This is a genomic window from Rhodoglobus sp. GW821-FHT12B09 (assembly GCF_058809925.1).
In genome coordinates this window covers 225,108-243,678 of sequence record NZ_JBXATB010000001.1, presented here as the reverse complement: position 1 = coordinate 243,678, position 18,571 = coordinate 225,108, and the positions used below count along the sequence as shown (strand labels likewise).

At 70.3% G+C, this 18,571-nt stretch carries 21 protein-coding genes and 1 riboswitch; of the genes, 5 read left to right on the top strand and 16 right to left on the bottom strand.

Annotated elements, in window-relative coordinates:
- The first annotated feature begins 45 nt into the window (after positions 1-45).
- The gene (locus AC1RTC_RS01215) at positions 46-621 is read left to right on the top strand and encodes a hypothetical protein (protein WP_493153633.1); all 576 of its coding nucleotides are present in this window, start codon (positions 46-48) and stop codon (positions 619-621) included.
- On the opposite strand, the gene AC1RTC_RS01210 is transcribed toward AC1RTC_RS01215, so the two are convergent.
- From AC1RTC_RS01210 to AC1RTC_RS01190, 5 genes are read right to left on the bottom strand one after another with little or no spacing between them, the layout of a single operon-like run.
- On the bottom strand, positions 611-1,498 hold the full coding sequence (locus AC1RTC_RS01210; protein ID WP_493153632.1) for a sulfurtransferase: 888 nt from the start codon (positions 1,496-1,498) through the stop codon (positions 611-613). The genes AC1RTC_RS01215 and AC1RTC_RS01210 overlap by 11 nt on opposite strands.
- Positions 1,495-1,980, bottom strand: a complete 486-nt coding sequence (locus AC1RTC_RS01205; protein ID WP_493153631.1) for a nucleoside/nucleotide kinase family protein — start codon at positions 1,978-1,980, stop codon at positions 1,495-1,497. The genes AC1RTC_RS01210 and AC1RTC_RS01205 overlap by 4 nt, the downstream gene beginning before the upstream one ends.
- Positions 1,977-2,705 carry an ABC transporter ATP-binding protein gene (locus AC1RTC_RS01200; protein WP_493153630.1) on the bottom strand — a complete coding sequence of 243 codons (729 nt, stop codon included), beginning with the start codon at positions 2,703-2,705 and terminating at the stop codon, positions 1,977-1,979. The genes AC1RTC_RS01205 and AC1RTC_RS01200 overlap by 4 nt, the downstream gene beginning before the upstream one ends.
- A complete protein-coding gene (locus AC1RTC_RS01195; RefSeq protein ID WP_493153629.1) occupies positions 2,705-4,318 on the bottom strand; it encodes an ABC transporter permease in 1,614 nt (537 codons plus the stop codon). Before AC1RTC_RS01195 ends, AC1RTC_RS01200 begins: the two co-directional genes overlap by 1 nt.
- A gap of 10 nt (positions 4,319-4,328) precedes the next feature.
- Positions 4,329-5,366: a thiamine ABC transporter substrate-binding protein gene (locus tag AC1RTC_RS01190; protein ID WP_493153628.1), complete on the bottom strand. Its 1,038-nt coding sequence runs from the start codon at positions 5,364-5,366 to the stop codon at positions 4,329-4,331.
- A gap of 44 nt (positions 5,367-5,410) precedes the next feature.
- Positions 5,411-5,512, bottom strand: a riboswitch (TPP riboswitch).
- Between the two features lie 35 nt (positions 5,513-5,547).
- Between AC1RTC_RS01190 and AC1RTC_RS01185 the strand changes: the two genes are divergently transcribed.
- Positions 5,548-6,477: an LLM class F420-dependent oxidoreductase gene (locus AC1RTC_RS01185; protein ID WP_493153627.1), complete on the top strand. Its 930-nt coding sequence runs from the start codon at positions 5,548-5,550 to the stop codon at positions 6,475-6,477.
- A 10-nt stretch (positions 6,478-6,487) separates the two neighbouring features.
- The gene (locus AC1RTC_RS01180) at positions 6,488-6,988 is read left to right on the top strand and encodes an EXPERA domain-containing protein (protein ID WP_493153626.1); all 501 of its coding nucleotides are present in this window, start codon (positions 6,488-6,490) and stop codon (positions 6,986-6,988) included.
- 56 nt (positions 6,989-7,044) lie between these two features.
- Here AC1RTC_RS01180 and AC1RTC_RS01175 read toward each other — a convergent pair whose 3' ends face one another.
- The 4 genes from AC1RTC_RS01175 to AC1RTC_RS01160 all read right to left on the bottom strand — a co-directional run bounded on the left by AC1RTC_RS01175 (position 7,045) and on the right by AC1RTC_RS01160 (position 9,899).
- On the bottom strand, positions 7,045-8,244 hold the full coding sequence (locus AC1RTC_RS01175) for an HNH endonuclease signature motif containing protein (RefSeq protein WP_493153625.1): 1,200 nt from the start codon (positions 8,242-8,244) through the stop codon (positions 7,045-7,047).
- A 122-nt stretch (positions 8,245-8,366) separates the two neighbouring features.
- On the bottom strand, positions 8,367-8,855 hold the full coding sequence (locus AC1RTC_RS01170) for a DUF1697 domain-containing protein (protein ID WP_493153624.1): 489 nt from the start codon (positions 8,853-8,855) through the stop codon (positions 8,367-8,369).
- A complete protein-coding gene (locus tag AC1RTC_RS01165) occupies positions 8,852-9,673 on the bottom strand; it encodes a glycosyltransferase family 2 protein (protein ID WP_493153623.1) in 822 nt (273 codons plus the stop codon). Before AC1RTC_RS01165 ends, AC1RTC_RS01170 begins: the two co-directional genes overlap by 4 nt.
- A gap of 16 nt (positions 9,674-9,689) precedes the next feature.
- Positions 9,690-9,899 carry a PspC domain-containing protein gene (locus AC1RTC_RS01160; RefSeq protein WP_493153622.1) on the bottom strand — a complete coding sequence of 70 codons (210 nt, stop codon included), beginning with the start codon at positions 9,897-9,899 and terminating at the stop codon, positions 9,690-9,692.
- 168 nt (positions 9,900-10,067) lie between these two features.
- Here AC1RTC_RS01160 and AC1RTC_RS01155 point away from each other — a divergent pair, with 168 nt between their 5' ends.
- Complete coding sequence (locus AC1RTC_RS01155; protein WP_493153621.1) at positions 10,068-10,328, top strand: hypothetical protein; 261 nt, start codon at positions 10,068-10,070, stop codon at positions 10,326-10,328.
- On the opposite strand, the gene AC1RTC_RS01150 is transcribed toward AC1RTC_RS01155, so the two are convergent.
- The 6 genes from AC1RTC_RS01150 to AC1RTC_RS01125 form a co-directional block, all read right to left on the bottom strand.
- Positions 10,325-11,818 carry a glycosyltransferase gene (locus tag AC1RTC_RS01150; RefSeq protein WP_493153620.1) on the bottom strand — a complete coding sequence of 498 codons (1,494 nt, stop codon included), beginning with the start codon at positions 11,816-11,818 and terminating at the stop codon, positions 10,325-10,327. The two genes, AC1RTC_RS01155 and AC1RTC_RS01150, sit on opposite strands and share 4 nt — an antisense overlap.
- Positions 11,819-11,882: 64 nt before the next feature.
- Positions 11,883-12,716 carry a DUF3097 domain-containing protein gene (locus AC1RTC_RS01145; RefSeq protein WP_493153619.1) on the bottom strand — a complete coding sequence of 278 codons (834 nt, stop codon included), beginning with the start codon at positions 12,714-12,716 and terminating at the stop codon, positions 11,883-11,885.
- Between the two features lie 47 nt (positions 12,717-12,763).
- Complete coding sequence (locus AC1RTC_RS01140) at positions 12,764-13,354, bottom strand: hypothetical protein (protein ID WP_493153618.1); 591 nt, start codon at positions 13,352-13,354, stop codon at positions 12,764-12,766.
- A gap of 45 nt (positions 13,355-13,399) precedes the next feature.
- On the bottom strand, positions 13,400-14,080 hold the full coding sequence (locus AC1RTC_RS01135) for a M23 family metallopeptidase (RefSeq protein WP_493153617.1): 681 nt from the start codon (positions 14,078-14,080) through the stop codon (positions 13,400-13,402).
- Between the two features lie 154 nt (positions 14,081-14,234).
- A complete protein-coding gene (locus AC1RTC_RS01130; RefSeq protein ID WP_493153616.1) occupies positions 14,235-14,642 on the bottom strand; it encodes a VanZ family protein in 408 nt (135 codons plus the stop codon).
- A 65-nt stretch (positions 14,643-14,707) separates the two neighbouring features.
- A complete protein-coding gene (locus AC1RTC_RS01125; RefSeq protein WP_493153615.1) occupies positions 14,708-16,435 on the bottom strand; it encodes an alkaline phosphatase family protein in 1,728 nt (575 codons plus the stop codon).
- 77 nt (positions 16,436-16,512) lie between these two features.
- Here AC1RTC_RS01125 and AC1RTC_RS01120 point away from each other — a divergent pair, with 77 nt between their 5' ends.
- The gene (locus AC1RTC_RS01120; RefSeq protein WP_493153614.1) at positions 16,513-17,070 is read left to right on the top strand and encodes a TIGR03086 family metal-binding protein; all 558 of its coding nucleotides are present in this window, start codon (positions 16,513-16,515) and stop codon (positions 17,068-17,070) included.
- On the opposite strand, the gene AC1RTC_RS01115 is transcribed toward AC1RTC_RS01120, so the two are convergent.
- Positions 17,067-18,524, bottom strand: a complete 1,458-nt coding sequence (locus AC1RTC_RS01115) for a DUF7059 domain-containing protein (protein ID WP_493153613.1) — start codon at positions 18,522-18,524, stop codon at positions 17,067-17,069. The genes AC1RTC_RS01120 and AC1RTC_RS01115 overlap by 4 nt on opposite strands.
- Positions 18,525-18,571 lie beyond the last annotated feature (47 nt).

Genomic DNA, 18,571 nt, shown 5'->3' with positions numbered 1-18,571 from the left:
GGAGACCGTAACCGGGAGGCACTCTTGTCCACAGCACGACGCTCGTTGTCCGCACGCCATTCGACAGCTGGCGCTCTCGCGATCCTCGCGGCGGTCAGCCTCACCGGTTGCTCGCTCGTCGAGGTGGCTCCCCCGGCGCCCCTCACCGGCATCGCGAAGTGCGCCCTCGGCAGCACCTGGAACCTCGACACCGCCGCCCTCGCGGCCGCCGTCCAGGCCGAACTCGCGACTCGCAAGATCACCGCGGTCGCCGCCATCGACGGCACCCAGACGCTCGACTGGGGCCTCGACAGCAAGATCGTCCTCGACACGAACTACACGCTCACACTGACCTCGGGCGCCGAGGACAACCAGACCGTCGTCACCGACAAGCACGCCGGAAAGTCGACCGGTATCGCCTACATCAACGCCGAGGTCGCCATCCCGCGCGACTGGGACGCCTCCGGACTGAACGTCGACACGACGGCCACGGTCAAGGGCGTCGCGGCCGAGGCCCTTCCCTACACGCTCGTGCCGACGGACATCGACGACTCGGTGGGCGTCGAGCTGACCTGCGACGGCGGGACGATGACCACCCACCAGCGCGGCAGCGACATCACGCTGACCTGGGCTAAGAAGTAGGCTCCCCGACCTCCAGGGGCAGCGCCGGGTCGGCCGACCACTCCTCGAGCGATCCGTCGTAGATCCGCACCGCCGAGGTGCCGATCGCGGCGAGTGTGAGGGCGTTCGCTGCGGCTGAGATACCTCCGCCGCAGTAGAGCAGCACCTCCTCGTCGCTGCCCTCCGCGACATCGATGCCGGCGGCGTCGTACGCCAGGATCAGCTCGACGCGGGTCTTGACGTGCCCGTCCTTGGTGAACAGGTCGCGGCTCGAGACGTTGACGCTGCCGGGGATCCGGCCGCGCCGGGAGTACCTCGTGGGGTCGGCGCCGGTGAAGGAGCCGGCGGGGAGTCCGCAGACCAGCGGCCGCGGGTCATCCGGATCGCGCTCCAGGAGCTCGCTCTTGCTCACCCACGCCTTGCGCTCCGCAGATGCCTGCCAGCTCGGCACCGGCTCCGGCGCCGCGCTCTCCCCCGTCTCGACGCGCTCGCCCGCCGCCTCCCACGCGGCGAACCCGCCGTCGAGCACCCGCGCCGGCACGCCGATCCAGCGCAGCAGGTACCAGAGCCGGGCGGCGAACAGGTTTCCGGTCGAGTCGTAGACGACGACGGGGTGGTCTTCCGGGATGCCCAGGCGCGCGAGCTCGTCGGCGATCGCCTGCGGTTCCGGGTGCGTGTAGTGGAGTTTCGCGGTCGTGTCGCTGAACTGCGTCGCGACGTCGACGTGCTGCGACCCGGGGATGTGGCCGGCGACCCACTTCGGGCGCCCGGAGTCGGTGCGGTAGTCCCCGTCGGCCTGGGCGGGGTGCAGCACGAAGCTCGCGTCGAGCACGGCGGGCGGGGTGGGGCCGGAGAGGGCGTCGGCGAGTTCGCCGACCGAGATGAACGGGGAGGTCATGGTGTCCACTCTAAGGAGAACGCCTCGACCGCGCGGCCGTCGACCACCGCCTCGGCCAGCGCACGGGGGTCCTCCCGCGCGAGAAGCCGTTCCTCCTGAGCCGCCCACCCGTCCCAGTGCGGCGCGAAGTACTCGTCCCGGGCGAGGGCGCGCGACTCGCGCGTCTCGTCGTCGAGCTCGACCCACAGCGCGTGGTCGGCGAGCGGCCGCGAGGCGCGGCTGATCGCCCCGACCCCCTCCACGATGAGCGGGCGGGCGGGGTCGATCGTGTGCCACTCCGCCGGCCGCGAGGCCGCCCAGTCCCAGCGGCGCCAGCGGCCGGACGACAGGATGCCCGGCACGGCGGCGCTACCGGCATCCAGCCCGTCCCACCCGGGGTAGACGTCGTCGAGCCGCACGACCTGCCCCCCGAGTCTCGCCGCCAGGAGGGTGGCGAGCTCGGTCTTGCCCGAGCCCGAGCGGCCGTCGACGAGGATGATCATCGGCCCAGGAACCGCGCCACCTGGTCGGTCGCGGGGGCGTCGAGAACCTCGGCCACGGAGCCCTGCTGCACCAGGCGGGAGTCCATCATGATCGCGATGCGGTCGGCGACCAGAGCGGCCTCGCCCTGGTCGTGGGTGACGAAGAGCGCCGTGGTTCCCGTCTCCACGAGGATGCGCCGCAGGTCGCGGCCGAGGCGCTCCCGCAGCTCGCGGTCGAGCGAGCTGAGCGGCTCGTCGAGCAGCAGGAGCCGCGGCCGGGCGGCGAGCGCGCGGGCCAGCGCCACCCGCTGCTGCTCCCCGCCGGAGAGCTCGGTGACGCGCCGGTCGCCGAAGCCCTCGAGCCCTACCAGGGCGAGCAGCTCGGCAACCCGATCGCGCCGCTCGAGCACGGGCATCCGAGCGATCTGAAGGGCGTACGCCACGTTGGACGCCACGGATCGGTGCGCGAAGAGCTGGCCGTCCTGGAACATGAGGGCGAACCCGCGCTTGTGCACGGGGAGCGCGGTGATGTCCTCGCCCTTCCACAGCACCCGGCCGGCGTCGAGCACCTCGAGGCCGGCGATAGCGCGCAGCAGAGTGGACTTCCCGCTGCCCGACGGACCCAGCACCGCGAGCACCTGCCCGGTGTCGAGGCTCAGCGACACGTCGTCGAGGGCGAGCGCGCTCTGCCCCTTCTCCCGCAGGTAGGACACGCTGAGGTGCAGTGCTTCGAGGGCCGTCGTCATCAGAATGCTCCCACCGTGTCCACACGAAGTCGTTCGACCAGGGCGATCACCGCGACAGTCACGCCCGCGAGCACGACGGACGCCGCGATCGCCATTCCCAGGTTGTCGCCGCCGGGCAGCCCGATGAGCCGCACGATCACCACCGGCAGGGTCGGGCGGTCGGGCCGCGCGAGGAAGCTCGTCGCGCCGAACTCGCCGAGCGCGACAGCGAAGGCGAATCCGGATGCCGCGAGCACGGGCCGGGCGACGATGCTGAGGTCCACGTCCCGCAGCACGCGCCAGGGCGCGGCACCGAGCACGGACGCCGACTCCCGCAGCCGCGGGTCGATGGACCGCAGCACGGGCAGCACCGTCCGCACGACGAGGGGCAGCGCGACGAGCGCCTGCGCGATCGGCACCAGGATCGGCGACGACCTCAGGTCGAGCGGCGGCTGGTTGAGGGTGATGAGGAATCCGAATCCGACCGTGACGGCCGAGACGCCGAGCGGCAGCAGCAGTGCCCCGTCGAAGGCCGCGAGCCCGCGGCGCGCGAGGGCGCTGCGCGGCGTGCGGCTCAGGACGAGGCTCGCGGCCACTCCGATGACCACCGCGATCAGCGTCGCCTGCACGGCCGTGGTGAGCGAGTTGCCGAGCGCGACCCAGACCGGCACGACCAGCGCGTTGCGGGTGCCCGTGCCGGAGAGGAGGGCGTAGTTGGTGAATCCGTAGCCGGCTGACGTGCGCAGTGAGCGCTCGACGAGCGACAGCACCGGGATCGCGAGGGCCGCGGTCACGATCGCCGCGGCGACGATGGCGGGGGCATCCGACCGCCGGGGTTTTCGCGCCGTCCCCGCCCGGCGCTGGGTGCTGCCCCGCACCCGCCCGACCACGGCGAGGAGCGCGACCACGATCACGAGCTGCGTGACGCTGAGCACGCTCGCCGCCCGCAGGTCGAGGAACTGGGTGGTGAGCAGGTAGATCTCGGTCTCGATGGTGCCGAACTTGGTCCCGCCGAGCACGAGGACCACGCCGAAGGCGGTCGCGCAGAACAGGAAGACGATGGATGCCGCGGCCGCGATCGACGGACCCAGCCGCGGGAGCGTGATCGTGAAGAACACCCGGGTCGGGCTGGCCCCGAGCACGCGGGCGGCATCCTCCTGGCGCGGATCGAGCCCCTCCCACGCGCTGCCCACCGTGCGGACCACGACCGCCACGTTGAAGAACACCAGCGCCATCATGATCGCGGCGAACGTGCCGTCGAGCACGGTGTCCCGCAGCAGAGTGCGGAAGGCCACCCCGACCACGACCGTGGGCAGCACGAACGGCAGGATCACGAGCGCGCGCACGATCGCGCGGCCCCGGAACCGAAGCCGGTAGAGCACGTGCGCCACCGGCAGCCCGAGCAGCACGCAGATCACGGACGCGAGAGCTGCCTGCCCGAGGGTGAGCCCGATGAGCCGGATCGTCCGCGGACGGGAGAACACCTCCGCGAAGCCGCCGAGCCCGTCGGCGAACCCGCGGCCGATCATGGCGGCGACCGGCCACGCGAAGAACACCGCGAGGAACGCGAGCGGCACGCCGACGCCGAGCACCGTCGCGATGACGGTGCCCGGCGACGTGCGGATGCGGGTCACGAGCCTGCCACTAGCCCTGCGCGATCGCCGCCCACTGGCTGAGCCAGGTCTCGCGGTTCTTGTCGATGTCGGCGGGGCTCACCACGAACGGGTTCTCGGCGATCTTCGCGAGCTTCGTGAACGACTCGGGCAGGGTCGCCTTCGCGTTCACCGGGTAGACGTACATGGTCTCGGGGATGTCGTTCTGCACGACCGTCGAGAACAGGAAGTCGACGAGCTTCTGGGCGCCGGCCTCGTTCTTCGTCCCCGCGATCACCCCCGCGTACTCGGTCTGGCGGAAGCACGTGTCGAGCAGCGCGCCCGTCGGCGCCACTGTGGCGCCCTCGGGCACCTCGAAGGGCGGGGACGACGCGTACGAGACGACGATCGGCCGGTCCCCCTCGCTCGACGGGCCGGAGAAGTCCACGTAGTACGCGTCGCTCCAGCCGGCGTCCACCTTCGTGCCGTTGGCCATGAGCTTGGTCCAGTAGTCCTGCCAACCGTCCTCGCCGTACTTGGCGATCGTGGCGAGCAGGAAGGCGAGGCCGGGCGAGCTGGAGTTGGCGGCCTCGGTCACGAAGAGGTCCTTGTACTCGGGCTTGATCAGATCATCGAGGCTCGTCGGCTCCGCGATCCCCTTCTCGGCGAACCACTCGTGGTCGACGTTGACGCACACGTCGCCGTTGTCGATGGGGGTCAGCTGCTCGCGCCCCTGCCCCTCCGGGAGCAGGTACTGGTCCTCGGCGCTCGTGAGGTCCTTCGACGCGTAGTCCGCGAGCACGCCGTTCTCCACGGCCCGGCTCGCGAACGTGTTGTCGATGCCGAACACGACGTCGCCGAGCGGCGAGTCCTTGGTGAGCACCAGGGTGTTGACGAGCTGCCCCGCGTCCCCCGACGACTGCACCTGGACCTCGAGCCCGGTCTGCTCGGTGAACTGCTCGAGGATTCCCTCGCTCAGCGCGAACGAGTCGTGCGTGACGAGCACGAGGGGCTTGGTGTCGTCTGCTGCGGGCGTGCTGCACCCGGCGAGAGCGAGGACGAGTGCCCCCGCGATGATTGCGTACTTCATTGACGTGCCTTCCGTATGGCGGTGTTCAACCGCTGTATGGGGCACGGGTTTCGAGAATGCCTCCCTGCGCTGGCATGATCCAGATCAGGTTCGACGGTCGAAGCTTGGAGAAGCTTCCTCTCAGCCCGGCTCACCGGACTCCCGTGTTCGATACCGAGTCTAGGGCTCGTAGGGTCGAACCATGGACTTCCGCGTTTTCATCGAGCCCCAGAACGGCGCAACCTACGACGACCAGCTCGCCCTCGCCCGGGCCGCCGAGCAGCTCGGCTTCGACGGCTTCTTCCGCTCCGACCACTACCTCACGATGGACGACCGCAACGGCGGCCTGCCCGGCCCCACCGACTCGTGGACCACACTCGCCGGCCTCGCGCGCGAGACCTCGCGCATCCGCCTCGGCACGCTCGTCTCCTCGGCAACGCACCGGGTGCCGGCGGTCCTCGCCATCCAGGTCGCCCAGGTCGACCAGATGTCGGGCGGCCGCGTGGAGCTCGGCCTCGGCACGGGCTGGTTCGAACGGGAGCACGTCGCGTACGGCATCCCGTTCCCCGAGAAGCGGTTCGGGATGCTCGAGGAGCAGCTCGAGCTCATCACCGGCCTGTGGGCCACCCCGGTGGGCGAGGGCTACACCTTCGCGGGCCAGCACTACACGCTGGTCGACGCGCCCGGACTGCCCAAGCCGACCCAGGCGCACGTCCCGATCATCGTGGGCGGCAGCGGCCCGACCCGCACGCCGGCGATCGCCGCGCGCTTCGCCGACGAGTACAACGCGGGCTTCGCCACGCTCGATCCCCTCCCCGAGCGGGTCGCCCGGGTGCGCGCGGCGTGCGAGGCGATCGGCCGCGACCCGTCGTCGATCATCATGTCGATCGCGGGCGCGACCGCGACGGGCGCCACGGCCACAGACCAGACCAGGCGGGCGGATGCCGCGGGCAACTCCCTCGACGCGCTCCGCTCGGGCGGCTTCGCGGGCTCTGCGGCCGAGGTCGTGGACAAGGTCGGGACTCTGGGCGAGCTCGGCTTCGCGCGCGTGTACTTCCAGCTGCTCGACATCCGCGACCTCGACCAGCTCGAGTTCATCGCCCGAGAGGTGCTGCCGCAGCTGGCGCGATAACCTATCGACCGTGCATCCGGACAATCTGCCCCTTCGCCAGCGCCCCCTCGACATCGTCTTCGCGGTCTTCTTCACGCTGTTCATCGTGACGAGCTGCATCGCGGACATGCTGCCGACGGTCGGCATCGACTTCAGCCAGCCGACCGGGCAGTTCCTGGTCGACTCGAACTACTGGTACGCCCACGACGCCGACCCGCTCTTCATGAACCCGCCGGTGTGGATGCGCATCGTGACCGGCCTGAGCGCGTTCGTCTACATGATCTTCTACCTGGTGCTCGTGCCCGCGCTCCTGCGCGGCTGGAACTGGATCCAGCTGCCCGCGGTCATCTACGCGACCATGATCACCGGTGTGACCGGCATCATCGTGTTCGGCGTGGAGTTCTTCGGCGAGCCGGAGTTCCAGACCCAGAACCCGGCGAAGTTCCTGGCGTTCAACCTGCCGTACGTGATCGTGCCGCTGCTGCTGCTGATCCGCATGAGGAAGCCGCTGCCGTTCACGCGGAAGTTCTAGCGCGCCGCTAGGCACGGCGATCAGAGTGCAGATCAGAACGCAGATCAGAGAGCAGATCAGAACGGCGGCGGATCCGCAGTTCGCACGAAGCCGGTAGGGCTGGTCCACACCGAGAGTCGGCCCGGCGGCTTGTCTACCCGCCACCGGGTGCTGTGCTTCATCGTGTGGTGCTTGCGGCAGAGGTGCGCGAGGTTGTCCGCGGTGGTGCTGCCACCCGCCGCCCAGGCCGTCACGTGGTCGAGGTCGCAGGTGGCGGCCCGGCGGCCGCAGCCCGGGAACGTGCAGGTCACGTCCCGATGGGCGAGCCAGCGCTTGAGGGCGCGGCTGGGCCGGTACTGCTGAGGGTCCATCGCAACGACCGTGCCGCGGATGGGATCGGTGAGGATCCGGGTGAACGACGGCGCCGTGGCGCACAGCGCTCGTGCGGTCTCGACGTCGATCGGACCGACGCCCTCGAGAACTGCCGGGTCATCCGTGCCGCCCAGCAGCGTCATCACCGGCACCGTGAGAGCCACCGTGACGCGTGCCGCGCCGGTCTCGCGGCCGGTGAGCAGATCTGCGACAACATCGGCGCGGAGCTGCTGCATGGTGCGACTCTCGCCTTCTCCCTTCCGCAGCTCGAAGGCCAGCGCGTCGATGTGGGCTTCCGCAAGCGCGATCTGCTCGGACGACAGTCGCGCGCTCACCCACCCCATTCCGTCGCGGTCGTGCTCCGACCACACACCGCGCTCGAGCAGCCCACGCTCGTGGCGCTCGACGGCGGTCTCAACGAGGAGCTTGTCGCGCAGGGCGCGGGCCTTCGCGCGGAACCGCGGAGGAGTCAGCTGTCGCGCGGGGCCGGCGATCGCGAGATCGAATGCCTCCCAGTGCTCCTCGGGAAGGTCGGACGCGAGGCCCCCAGCCTCCCGCGCGTTCTGCGTGGACACCTCACCCTCGCCGAACGCCGCCCACAGGAGGGCAAGGCGCACGCGAAGGGTCGCGCCGAGATCCGCGTGGGACCGGACGGTGCCCTCCGCCATGTTCAGGCGCACCGCGAGGTCGGCCGCCGCCGCGCGCTGGGCGAACTCGAGTGCATCGCGGGGGCTCAGGCCCGCCGGCACGAACACCTCGGGATGACGGGCCGCCTCGCGCATGACTTTGTCGATCGCGCGGAACGTCGCGGCCGCCGCTCGCCACTGCGCGTGGAGTGCGACCTCTGCCTCGGCCATGCCGAACTCGACCCGCACGTCGGCGTCGGAGGGATCGAGGAGGTTCATACGTGTATTAGACCAGCGGCCACCGACATTCCCGCGATGGGGGCCGTCGCCCGAGGACAGGCAACGGAATCACAGAGCTGTGGAGGCACAGAGGCGCTGCGCCACATCAGCCCCACCCCGCTCTACAGCAGCGCCACCAGCTTCTTCACCGTCCGCAGGTTGCGGGCGGTGGTCTCGGGCGGGAACTGCTTCCAGAACGCGGGAGTGAGCTTGGTCTTCGAGACACCGTCGGGCAGCGACTGGTAGACCGCCTCGTCGCCGAGCGAGATCAGCTCGGGCGCGACATCCGGAAGCTCGACCGACGGCACCGACGGCATGAACGCGACCACCAGGCGCGACTCGTCGCCCGCGAAGGGGAAGGCCGAGGCGATCCGCCGCAGCTGCTCCCCCGGTACCACGAGCAGGTGCGTCTTCACCCCGGTCTCGGCGCGGATCCGTGTGAGGAGCGCAGCAGCATCCACCGAGCCCGAGAACACGACGTTGCCGCTGTTCAGCACCGTCACGACGTCCGTCGCGCCGGCCGACTCGAAGAGCGACCGCAGCAGGGCCATCGGCACCGTGGTCGTCGGCCCGACGTTGATGCCGCGCAAGAGCGCCACGGAGCGCGTCATTCGGCGGCCTTCGCCTCCTTGCGCAGCTCGTTGCGGCGCATTGCCTTGAGCGCGGGATACGCGGACAGCAGCACCGCCATGGGCGCCCGCAGCGCGACGCTGCGGATCTTGTGCTTCTTGTACGTGCGCTCGAACCGCATCACATAGCTGTAGTACTGGCGGGGGTTGTCGTCCAGCCTCCGTGCGGACATGCCCGTGACCATGTCCGACGAGTAGGCGACCTTCAGGCCCTTCTCGTGCAGATGGATGGAGAGGTCGATGTCCTCGTGCAGCTCGTCCTCCGGGTCCAGGCACGCGTCGTTGCGGATCGCCTGCCACGCCGTCGCGCGGAGGGCCATGTTGCTGCCGAACAGCAGGTGGTAGTCCTGCGTGATCACGATCATGGCGCGGCGGATCGCGTCGTCGGCGATGTGGCCGAACCGGCGCAGCGGCATGTCGTAGTACAGGACTGGCCCGGTGCAGGCCGCGACCTCCGGGTCGTCGAAGGCCCGGATGACCTCCGCCACCCAGGTGGGCTCGAGCACCGAGTCGGCGTCGATGCGGCCGATGATGTCGCCGCGGGCGTGGTCCAGTCCGAAGTTGCGAGTGGGGATGAGCCCCTGAACCTCGTTCTGCTGCAGGTAGACGATGGGGGCCTCGGGGTACGCGCTCTGCAGGGCGCGGACGACCGCGGCCGTGGCATCCGTCGACCTGTTGTCGACAACGATGATCTCGAACGGCGCGACCGTCTGATCGAGGGCCGCGAGCACGCAGGCCTTGATCGTGTCCTGCTCGTTGTAGGCGGGGATGACTATCGAAACCGTGGGCAACGGGAGCATGCCCCAACGGTAGCCGCTATGGCGCAGGAATGCGGACTGTCGACTCGAGCTCGTTCGGGATGATGATCCAGGCCACGAAGTAGAAGATCAGCTGCGGGCCGGGGAGCAGGAACGAGAGCACGAACAGCAGTCGGACGATGTTGGCGTTCCATCCGAACCGCTGGGCGAGCCCCGCGCACACTCCCGCGATGACGCGGCCGGTCGTGGGTCTGCGAAGAATTGCCATGGTTAAACCCTGCCACCGGGGGCAGAGGAGGAGTATCGGGGTAACCCCCGATTCTGGTCGTGCGGCCCAGGGCCGACCTTGTCAAGCTCTAGTCGAAAGTGTTTGTCGATGATGAACTAGTGCCACCCCGTTCGGGGGCCAATTCGGGAACTCGGTGAGGAGCTGCCCATGACGGACACACTTCAGACTGGCGAGCGCCGACGGCGACCGCAGCACCAGGACGCATCCACGGAGCCGCTGATCGCGATAGTCCGCGAAGACCTCTACGCGGTGCTCGCCGCGCGCGAGACCATGGGCTTCATTGAGCGCGTGGGCACCGTCTTCGTCGCGCTCCTCGGCCCGGACCTGGCGCGCGCCGTCGAGGTCGGCCAGTCGCTCTCGTGGGACCACTGCGTGAGCATGGTCCGCCACGAGTACCTGCGCCGCTAGCCTGCCTGGTTCTGCTTCTTCTCGGCCGCCAGCTTCTCTCGAGCGGCCCACGCGGCGGCCTTGCGCGCAGCAGCGGCACGGAGCTCGCGGCTCCACAGTCGCGTGATCTCCAGATCGGAGAACTGCTGGGCCGACTTGCGCGCGTTGCGGCGCAGGCGCGCCACCTTCCGCGGGCTCAGCGTGAGGAAGTCGTCGATGGCGCGCGCCACAGCGTCGATATCGCCGGCCGGCACGAGGTAGCCGTTCTTGCCCGGCTGGATCACGTCGGCGGGGCCGTAGGGAATGTCGTAGGCGATGGGGATGCACCCGACCGCCATCGACTCGACGAGCACCAGGGGCAGCCCCTCCGAGGTGCTGGTGAGCAGGAGGAAGGATGCCCCGCCCAGAAGCTCTCGCGCATCGGGAACGTGCCCGCGCAGCCGCACCGGGGCATCGAGCTCGGCCACGACCGCCGCCACGTGATCGCGATCGGGGCCGTCGCCGTAGACGTCGAGCGAGAGCTCCGGATGCCTCGCCGCCGCCGCCGCGATGGCTCGCACGGCGTGGTCGACGCGCTTGCGCGTCGTGAGGGAGGCGAGCATGATCCCGTCGCCGATCGCGCGGGGCTCCTCCTTCCCCGCAGGGGGGAGCTCCCGGCCGTTGCCGATCACCACGACGTTGTCGCGGACGCCCGCGAGGCGCTCGACGTCGGCCTTCTGACGCTGGGTGAGGAGAACGACGGCGTCGTAGCCCTCGAGATTCTCGAACACCGGCCGCCGGCTCGCCTTGAGGCGGGCGCTCTCGGTGTCCTCCTCGGCGAGGTGGGAGCTGTGCACCACGTGGACGACCACGGCGCGCTTGCGCTGGTAGGTCGCCATGAAGGCGGCGACGGGCTTGGAGTCGACGATCATGAACGAGGGCTCGCGCTGGCGGAGGGCGTCGAGCCAGTAGCGGTAGAACGCCCACACGCCGCTCCAGGAGCGGACCGGCTCGCCCTCGCGATCGCACAGCACCACCGAGCGCTTGCCCGCGGCACCCTCCTGGTCGATATCGCGGCGGTCGCTCGCCAGCAGCGAGCCGTCCTCCCGGAAGTAGTCGACCTGCAGGGTGGCGTCACCGTCCAGGCGCGCGCGGCTGAGCTCGTGCTCCCCCCGCCACGTCGAGACATAGGCGGGGTCGGCACCGAGCGGGGTGAAAGGGTGCTTGACGAGGTCGAGGGAGCCCGGGTCATCCGGCGCCGCGTCGTTGTCTCGGAACCAGTCCCAGAGGTTGATGAGCCTCACGCCGTCGATCAGCTCGCCGCGGTCGCGCAGGGCGGCGTCGACGGACGGGTAGTCGGGGCGGGCGTCGAACGTCAGCAGGTCGACCGGCCTGCCGGCGAGCCGCACGATGGCGCGCGAGCGGTGCAGGAGCGCGCTGGTCATGCCGCCGAAGTCATCCGGGATGCCCCAGGTGAGCGCGAACTGGCGACCGGCGGGGAAGGGGACCTGGGCATGCTGAGTCTCGTCCATCGCCTTAGAGGTTACGCGGTGCGGGCTGGGTTCGAACCGGGGTTGCGCTGGGAGAACGGTGTGCCTAGGCGGTGACGAAGTCGATCAGCTGCTCGACGCGGCCCAGCAGCGCGGGCTCGAGATCGGCGTAGCTCTCGACCTTCCCGAGGATGTGCTGCCATGCCCGCGCGATATCGGCCTGATCCTCGTGGGGCCAGCCGAGCGCCTCGCAGATACCGTGCTTCCACTCGGTGCCGCGCGGGATCACCGGCCACGCGGCCAGTCCGAGCCGCTGCGGCTTGACCGCCTGCCAGACATCGATGAAGGGATGCCCGACCACGAGCACGTGGTCGCGATACCGCCCGCGGCCCACCGCCTCCGCGATGCGGCTCTCCTTCGAGCCGGCCACGAGGTGGTCGACGAGCACACCCACCCGCTTCTCGGAGCTCGGGCCGAACTGGGCGAGGAGCGCCTCGAGGTCGTCCACGCCGCCGAGGTACTCCACGACCACGCCCTCAACCCGCAGGTCGTGGCCCCACACCTTCTCCACGAGCTCGGCGTCGTGGCGGCCCTCCACGAAGATCCGGCTGGGCAGCGCGACCCGGGCGGTGTGGTCGGTGACGGCGACCGAGCCGGAGGCACTGCGCAGGACCGGCGCCGCACCGGGGGTCGGCTTCACGAGCGTGACCGGCTTTCCGTCGACGAGGAACCCCGCGCCGAGGGAGAAGGTGCGCACGGCGCCCTTGCGGTCCTCGAGCTCGATGAGACCGTTCGCGTAGGAGATGATCGCCCCGACGAATCCGGTGCCCGTCTCCTCGAGCACGAGGCCCTTCTCCAACGCGAGCGCAGGAACGGGAGCCGGCCCCCGCTGCTGGCGGAACCCCGCGAGAACGTCGCTGCCATACCGGTCGTCAGTCACCGGTCGAGGGTAACCCGCGCCCGCGGGCGCGGCGGGCTCACTCGCCGCTAGAAGAAGTCGCCCCCGCCGAAGTCGCCGCCGCCGAAGTCGCCGCCGCCGAAGTCTCCCCCGCCGCCGAAGTCGCCGAAGCCCGAGTCAGCGGAGGAGTCCGCCGATGCGCCGGCGTCTGATGAGTCCGCCGAGGCACCGGCGTCCGTCGAGCTGTCGGCCGAGGCATCCGTGCCGCCCGGGTCTGTCGGGAGGAACGCCGAGACGATGGCCGAGCCGATCACATAGCCCGCGACCGTGCCGAGGAGCGAGCTGCCGAGCATCGAGCCGAAGCTGGGCCCTTGGAACGAGCGCTCGAGGGTGCCCGGCTGGCGCAGCTCTGAGCGCGTCGCAGCCTGCGCGAGCGATGCCGCGTCGGTGCCGCGGGGCTGCTCGCCGGACTGCGAGAGCTCCCGGTAGACGAGAGCGCGCTGCTCGTCGGTGAGCTTCGCGAACGCCTCGGCGTGCACCTGCTCGAGAGTCTCGGGCGGGGCGGTGCGGAGGAGGTAGCGGTAGCGCTCGACGGCGATCTCGTCAGTCGTGCGCGCCCGTGCGGGCGGGGCCGGTGCGTCCTGCTGGTCGGATCCGAAGAGGCGATCGAAGAGTCCCATGGCACGAGCCTAGGAAGCGAAGCTGGGAATCAGGCTCAGGTCGACTCACACATTCACGTGCGCGAGCAGCCACGGGTACGGGTCGACGAACGCGCCGTCGAGCAGGATGCCCAGGTGCAGGTGCGCACCGGTGGACTCCCCGGTGCTGCCGACGAGCCCGAGCACCTCCCCACGCTTGACCTGCTGGCCCGCGGTGACCGCGATCGAGCCGTCCAGCATGTGCGCGTAGAGGCTCTGCACGTTCTGCCCGTCGATGTTGTGCTGAACGACGACCATGTAGCCGTACCCCGTGGCGTCCCATCCGGCGGAGACGACGGTGCCGTCGGCGATGACCTGGATCGGGTAGCCGCTGCCGGGGTTGAAGTCGGTGCCCTTGTGGTCCGTTGCACAGCCGTCGCACTCGCGGATGCCGAAGCCGCTGCTGATCGGGGTGCCGAACGGCACCGGCCACTGCACCACCGAGTAGGTCGAGATGCTGAACCCGTCGCGCAGCACCGGCGCCTCGTAGCCGGCGGGCGCCGTGTACGACTGCAGCGCGACGGGGGCGGGCGGCGGGTTCAGCAGCGCCTCGGCCTGGGCGGGCAGCGACGGGATGCTCGTGAGCAGGCCGGTCGCGGCGATGGCGGTCAGCGCCAGCAGTCGGCGGTTGGCGTTGAGGAACCCGATGATGCGGGGCTCCGACAGCGGGCGGGCGGACGGGAACGACAAACGTGGAGAGGTGAGCAAAGCGACTGACTTTCGAACTGGGCGCCCCGCGCAAGAACATCGAGCACAGCGGGCACGTGCAACACGGCACATCGGGTTGGGTCTGGCACCGGGTGGTGCTGCACGGACTCACGAAGGAAGCGTCATCCCGGCGGATACTCACACCGGCGCTTGCTCAGTCCTGGGGTATTTCCCTGCGTCCAGCCTGCGCGACGATCCTGTGAGGTTCATGTGATCGCATCGAGCGCAGCCGCGGAGAGGTCAGGAGCGCGGCGACGACGATGCCCGCGACTGCGCCGGAGCTCGCCCAGGCGATGTCCGCGATCTCGGCGTAGCCGGCGGGCATCCAGACCGACTGCGCGGCCTCGATCCACGCGGAGCCGAGGACGGCGAAGCCCACTGCGGCCCACCAGCGACGGCGGCCGAGAAGCAGGAGCAGCAGGATGCCGACGGGCACGAAGGCCACGAACGGCCAGACCCAGAGGGCGCGGTTGGAGGCCGAGCCGGGCACGAAGGTGAGGCCGACGAGCGCCCCGAAGTAGATCGCCGCGATGCCGGTGAGGAGGTACCGTCGCGCGCGCATTCCGCCAGTATCTCTCCGTCTGCTCGACAGAAGGTGTGAGAAAGTTGGGCGCCGCCTGTGCGCGTTCAGTCCCGGACGCCGAAGAGGCCCTTGCCGTGCTTCACGAGCACCTCGTACGCCTCGCCGAACGTCTTCGGAACATCGCGCTTGGGGTCGTACTTCGCCAGCAGCAGGCCGAGCAGCCCCTCCGCCGGAGCGCTCAGCGGGCGCGCCTTGTGCTCCTCGTGCGGCGCCGGCACGGCCTCGGGGTTCGGGGGCGTGTACTGCGGGTGCGTCGACGGCCACTCGTAGGGCTGCCTCGGCGTGGTCAGGTTGATGGAGTTGAAGACGTTGTTGGCCGTGGCATCCCGACGGGTCAGCGGCTCGAGGCCGTGCAGGCGGTTGAGCGTCGAGATGATCGAGCCGTGGTGCATCTCGTCGTGGATGATGGTGCCGGCCGCGGTGTACGCGCTCACGACGATCGCGGGCACCCGGCAGCCGAGCCGGTCGAACTGGAAGCCCATCTCACCCTCGGGCGCTCCCGACTCGGGCGGCACCGCGCTGGGCGGCGGCACGTGGTCGTAGGTGCCGCCGTGCTCGTCGAAGGTCACCACGAATGCGGTGTTGAGCGCGTTGGAGCCGGTCTTCGACTTGGCACCGCGAAGGGACGTGTACACGGAGTGGAGCAGCGCCTCCCCCGCCCGCACGTCGGAGAGCGCCGAGTTGTACACCTTCTGCCCCTCGTACTCCCCCTCGCGGAGGGTGCCGAACGGCGGGTGCATGTCGTTGTGGTTGAACACCATGCGCGGCTCGATGAAGGCGTAGTCGGGCAGGGTGCCGTTCTTCACGTCCTCGTGGAACTGCTCCATGCTGCGGAAGTTGCTCTTCCAGAACGGCTCGAGCACGGCGGCATGGAGCATCCCGGTGAACGACACCATCTGCTGGGCGTCGTAGTAGACCCGCCAGGTGCGCCCGGCATCCTGGAGCCGGTTGAAGATCGTCGGAGCCGCGGGGGCGTCGATCCACTTGTCGTACCCGCCGCCGTCCTTGTTCGTCACGAAGCCGTGGCTGGTCGAGGCGTGGAAGAACGAGCGGTTGCAGAACGTCTGCGACGGCACACCCGCGTGCCACGCGTCGTAGACCGCGAACCCCTTGGCGATCGCGGAGAACACCGGCAGCATCTCCGTCGAGAAGCTGCCCATCACGACCCGGTAGTCGTCGTAGACGGGCTCGGCGCCCTTCTTGAGCTCGCGCCAGTTGACCACGTAGTCCTTGACGAACCCGGACATGTCGGGCTTCGAGTCCTTCACCGGCGCGTTGTAGGGCTCGCGAAGCTCGTTCGAGAACAGGTCGGCATTGGTGTCGGGGTCGATGATGCCGAAGACCTGGGTGTTGACGTGCGGGTAGTGCTCGCCGGGGTCGGGCGAGGGGTGCCGCATCACCGCGTCGGTGTCGCCGATATATACGTGCGCCGGAATGACCTCCCCCTTGGGCCCGACGTTGGAGTAGTCGCCCTGGTGGAGCCCGTCGAAGGTCTGGCCCTCGGCGAGCTCCGCGTCGGTGTACAGGTAGCCGAGGATGTTGTCGAACGACCGGTTCTCGAACATCATCACGACGACGTGGTCGAAGCCGGGCTCGGAGCGAGGGTCGAGCGGGTCGAACCCCGCGATCGGCTTCGCGCTGTTGACCGCGCCGTCGATGCCGGCGACCACGGCCGCTCCGGCGGCGAAACCCCCGAGCCCCGCTGCCGCCGTGGTCTGCAGGAAGTGCCGGCGAGAGGGCTTGGCCGGCTCGTCGTTCGATGGTTTCGCCACGAGCCAACTTTAACGTGGGAATCTGCCGCGACAGCGCCCTGTTGCTACCCTCGGATCAATCGTCTGGGAGGACATCGATGGAGTACGACTGGCTGTCACTGCAGAAGCGCGTCCAGCGCGAGTTCTCGCGGCGGATCGCCGCCGTCACCGACTGGGACGCCCCTACGCCCGACGACGAGTGGAGCGTGCGCGACCTGGTCTCGCACGTGATCGAGGAGCAGCAGTGGGTGCCGTACCTGCTGGCCGGCCAGAGCATCGCGAGCGCCAAGAAGGACATCCCGCCGCTGCGGGAGAACCTGCGCGAGGAGTGGGACCTGTACGCGTTCGCGGCGAACGCGGCCTGGATGGCGACGACCCCCGAGACGCGGGTGCAGCTCTCCTACGACACCGTGACCATGGCCGACTACCTGCGCGAGCAGGTCGCCGACGTGGCGATCCACACCTGGGACCTCGCGCGCGCCATCGGCGCCGACGAGGAGCTGGACCCGGAGATCGTCGAGGCCGTCTGGACGGTCTTCGAGCCGCAGAAGGACACCCTCGCCGCGAGCGGGCTCTACGCGCCGCCCGTGCCGCTGCCCGACGACGCTCCCCTGCAGCAGCGGCTCCTCGCCGTCACGGGCCGCGACCCGCGCTAGCCGAGCATCCCGACCAGGACGAGCTCTCGCACCTGCGGCAGCACCTCGGCGGTGAGCTCCGCCGCGTCGACCTCGAGCAGCTCGGCGACGGCATCGCAGATCGCACCGAGCGGGAGCGTGCCGTCGCACGCCCCGACCACCGCGGCGAGCGCCGTGCCCAGCGGCACGGTGCGGGCGAACCCCGATCCCTGGCGGAGGTCCATGACGGTGGGATGCTCGTCGCCGGGCCAGTAGTGCCGTTGCTCGGTCACGTCCGGCGCCACCGTGAGGGACTCGGCGAGCAGGTCGCGGTCGCGCAGCCAGTCGTGGGCGGCGAGGAGGGCCGAGGCATCCGGTGAGCCGGCGATCGGCCCGTCGAGCACCTCGAACCGCCGCAGAGTGGGACCGCCCGCCGCCGGCCGCCGCAGGGTGACGTACCCGAAGCCGACGTGAGTGACGCCGCGCTCGGCGAAGTCGTCGAGCCACGCGCCGTACAGCCTGTCGAACTCGGGGCCCGGGCGGGTGCCGCCGTCGCGGATCCACGTCTCGGCGTACTGCTCGACGTCCTGCCGCTCGCGCTCCACGACCCACGCGTCGAGGCCCGTGAAGCGCACCCACTGCTCGACGCGGGCCAGGCCGTCCTGCGCGCCGTACTCCCAGTTGCCGAGGAGCTGCGCGACACCGCCGCGCTCGAGGTGCGCCTCGACGTCCTTGATCACCGACGCCACGAGCGCGTCGCCCACCATGCCGCCGTCGCGGTACTCGTAGGCGGGCACGCCCTCGGCGCTGCGCGGGGTGATGACGAACGGCGGGTTGGAGACGACGTGGCCGAAGCGCTCGGGGACCGGATCGAACAGCGAGCCGAGCCGGAACTCGATGTTGGTCACGCCGTTGAGCTCCGCGTTGAACCGGGCGAGCTCGAGCGCGCGCTCGGAGATGTCGGTGGCGATGACCCGCTTCGCGTGGCGGGCGGCGTGCAGCGCCTGGATGCCGCACCCGGTGCCGAGGTCGAGGGCCAGGTCGACCGGGCGGGAGATCATGAGGCCGCTGAGGGTCGTGGAGGCCCCGCCGACGCCCAGGACGTGGTGCTCGGGAATCGCGTGGCCCAGTGCGAGCTCCCCGAGGTCGGAGGCGATCCACCAGGAGACGACGCCACTGCCGTCGACGAAGGAGTACGGGCGGAGGTCGAGCAGCGGGGCGCCGGCGTCGTCGACGAGCCCGAGGGCGACGGCACGGTCGACGCCCAGGGTCGGGAGCGCGGTGGCGAGCGCCGACGGGACGACGGGCAGTCCGAGCACGAACGCGCGGGCGAGGGTGGCCAGGGGCGAGACCGTGCCCTCCAGCGCGCGGAGGGCGGGGACCCGCTGCCCGCGGTGGAGGGCTGCCGCGGCATCCTCGCCCCACAACTCGCCCAGGGCGTCGACGGTGAAGCGGGCGGCAGCCAGGTCGGCGGCGAGGTCGGCGATGGCGGTCACGCCCGCCATTCAACCACTGGTACAGGAACCGTCCAGACGCGGCACCT

Bases quoted from the DNA above. Each gene is read 5' to 3' on its own strand.
- AC1RTC_RS01175 (WP_493153625.1), bottom strand. From the start codon at position 8,244: ATGAACCTCCTCGATCCCTCCGACGCCGACGTGCGGGTCGAGTTCGGC.
- AC1RTC_RS01130 (WP_493153616.1), bottom strand. From the start codon at position 14,642: ATGCGCGCGCGACGGTACCTCCTCACCGGCATCGCGGCGATCTACTTC.
- AC1RTC_RS01185 (WP_493153627.1), top strand. From the start codon at position 5,548: ATGGACTTCCGCGTTTTCATCGAGCCCCAGAACGGCGCAACCTACGAC.
- AC1RTC_RS01160 (WP_493153622.1), bottom strand. From the start codon at position 9,899: ATGGCAATTCTTCGCAGACCCACGACCGGCCGCGTCATCGCGGGAGTG.
- AC1RTC_RS01140 (WP_493153618.1), bottom strand. From the start codon at position 13,354: ATGGGACTCTTCGATCGCCTCTTCGGATCCGACCAGCAGGACGCACCG.
- AC1RTC_RS01190 (WP_493153628.1), bottom strand. From the start codon at position 5,366: ATGAAGTACGCAATCATCGCGGGGGCACTCGTCCTCGCTCTCGCCGGG.
- AC1RTC_RS01165 (WP_493153623.1), bottom strand. From the start codon at position 9,673: ATGCTCCCGTTGCCCACGGTTTCGATAGTCATCCCCGCCTACAACGAG.
- AC1RTC_RS01120 (WP_493153614.1), top strand. From the start codon at position 16,513: ATGGAGTACGACTGGCTGTCACTGCAGAAGCGCGTCCAGCGCGAGTTC.
- AC1RTC_RS01155 (WP_493153621.1), top strand. From the start codon at position 10,068: ATGACGGACACACTTCAGACTGGCGAGCGCCGACGGCGACCGCAGCAC.
- AC1RTC_RS01200 (WP_493153630.1), bottom strand. From the start codon at position 2,705: ATGACGACGGCCCTCGAAGCACTGCACCTCAGCGTGTCCTACCTGCGG.
- AC1RTC_RS01205 (WP_493153631.1), bottom strand. From the start codon at position 1,980: ATGATCATCCTCGTCGACGGCCGCTCGGGCTCGGGCAAGACCGAGCTC.
- AC1RTC_RS01150 (WP_493153620.1), bottom strand. From the start codon at position 11,818: ATGGACGAGACTCAGCATGCCCAGGTCCCCTTCCCCGCCGGTCGCCAG.
- AC1RTC_RS01170 (WP_493153624.1), bottom strand. From the start codon at position 8,855: ATGACGCGCTCCGTGGCGCTCTTGCGCGGCATCAACGTCGGGCCGACG.
- AC1RTC_RS01210 (WP_493153632.1), bottom strand. From the start codon at position 1,498: ATGACCTCCCCGTTCATCTCGGTCGGCGAACTCGCCGACGCCCTCTCC.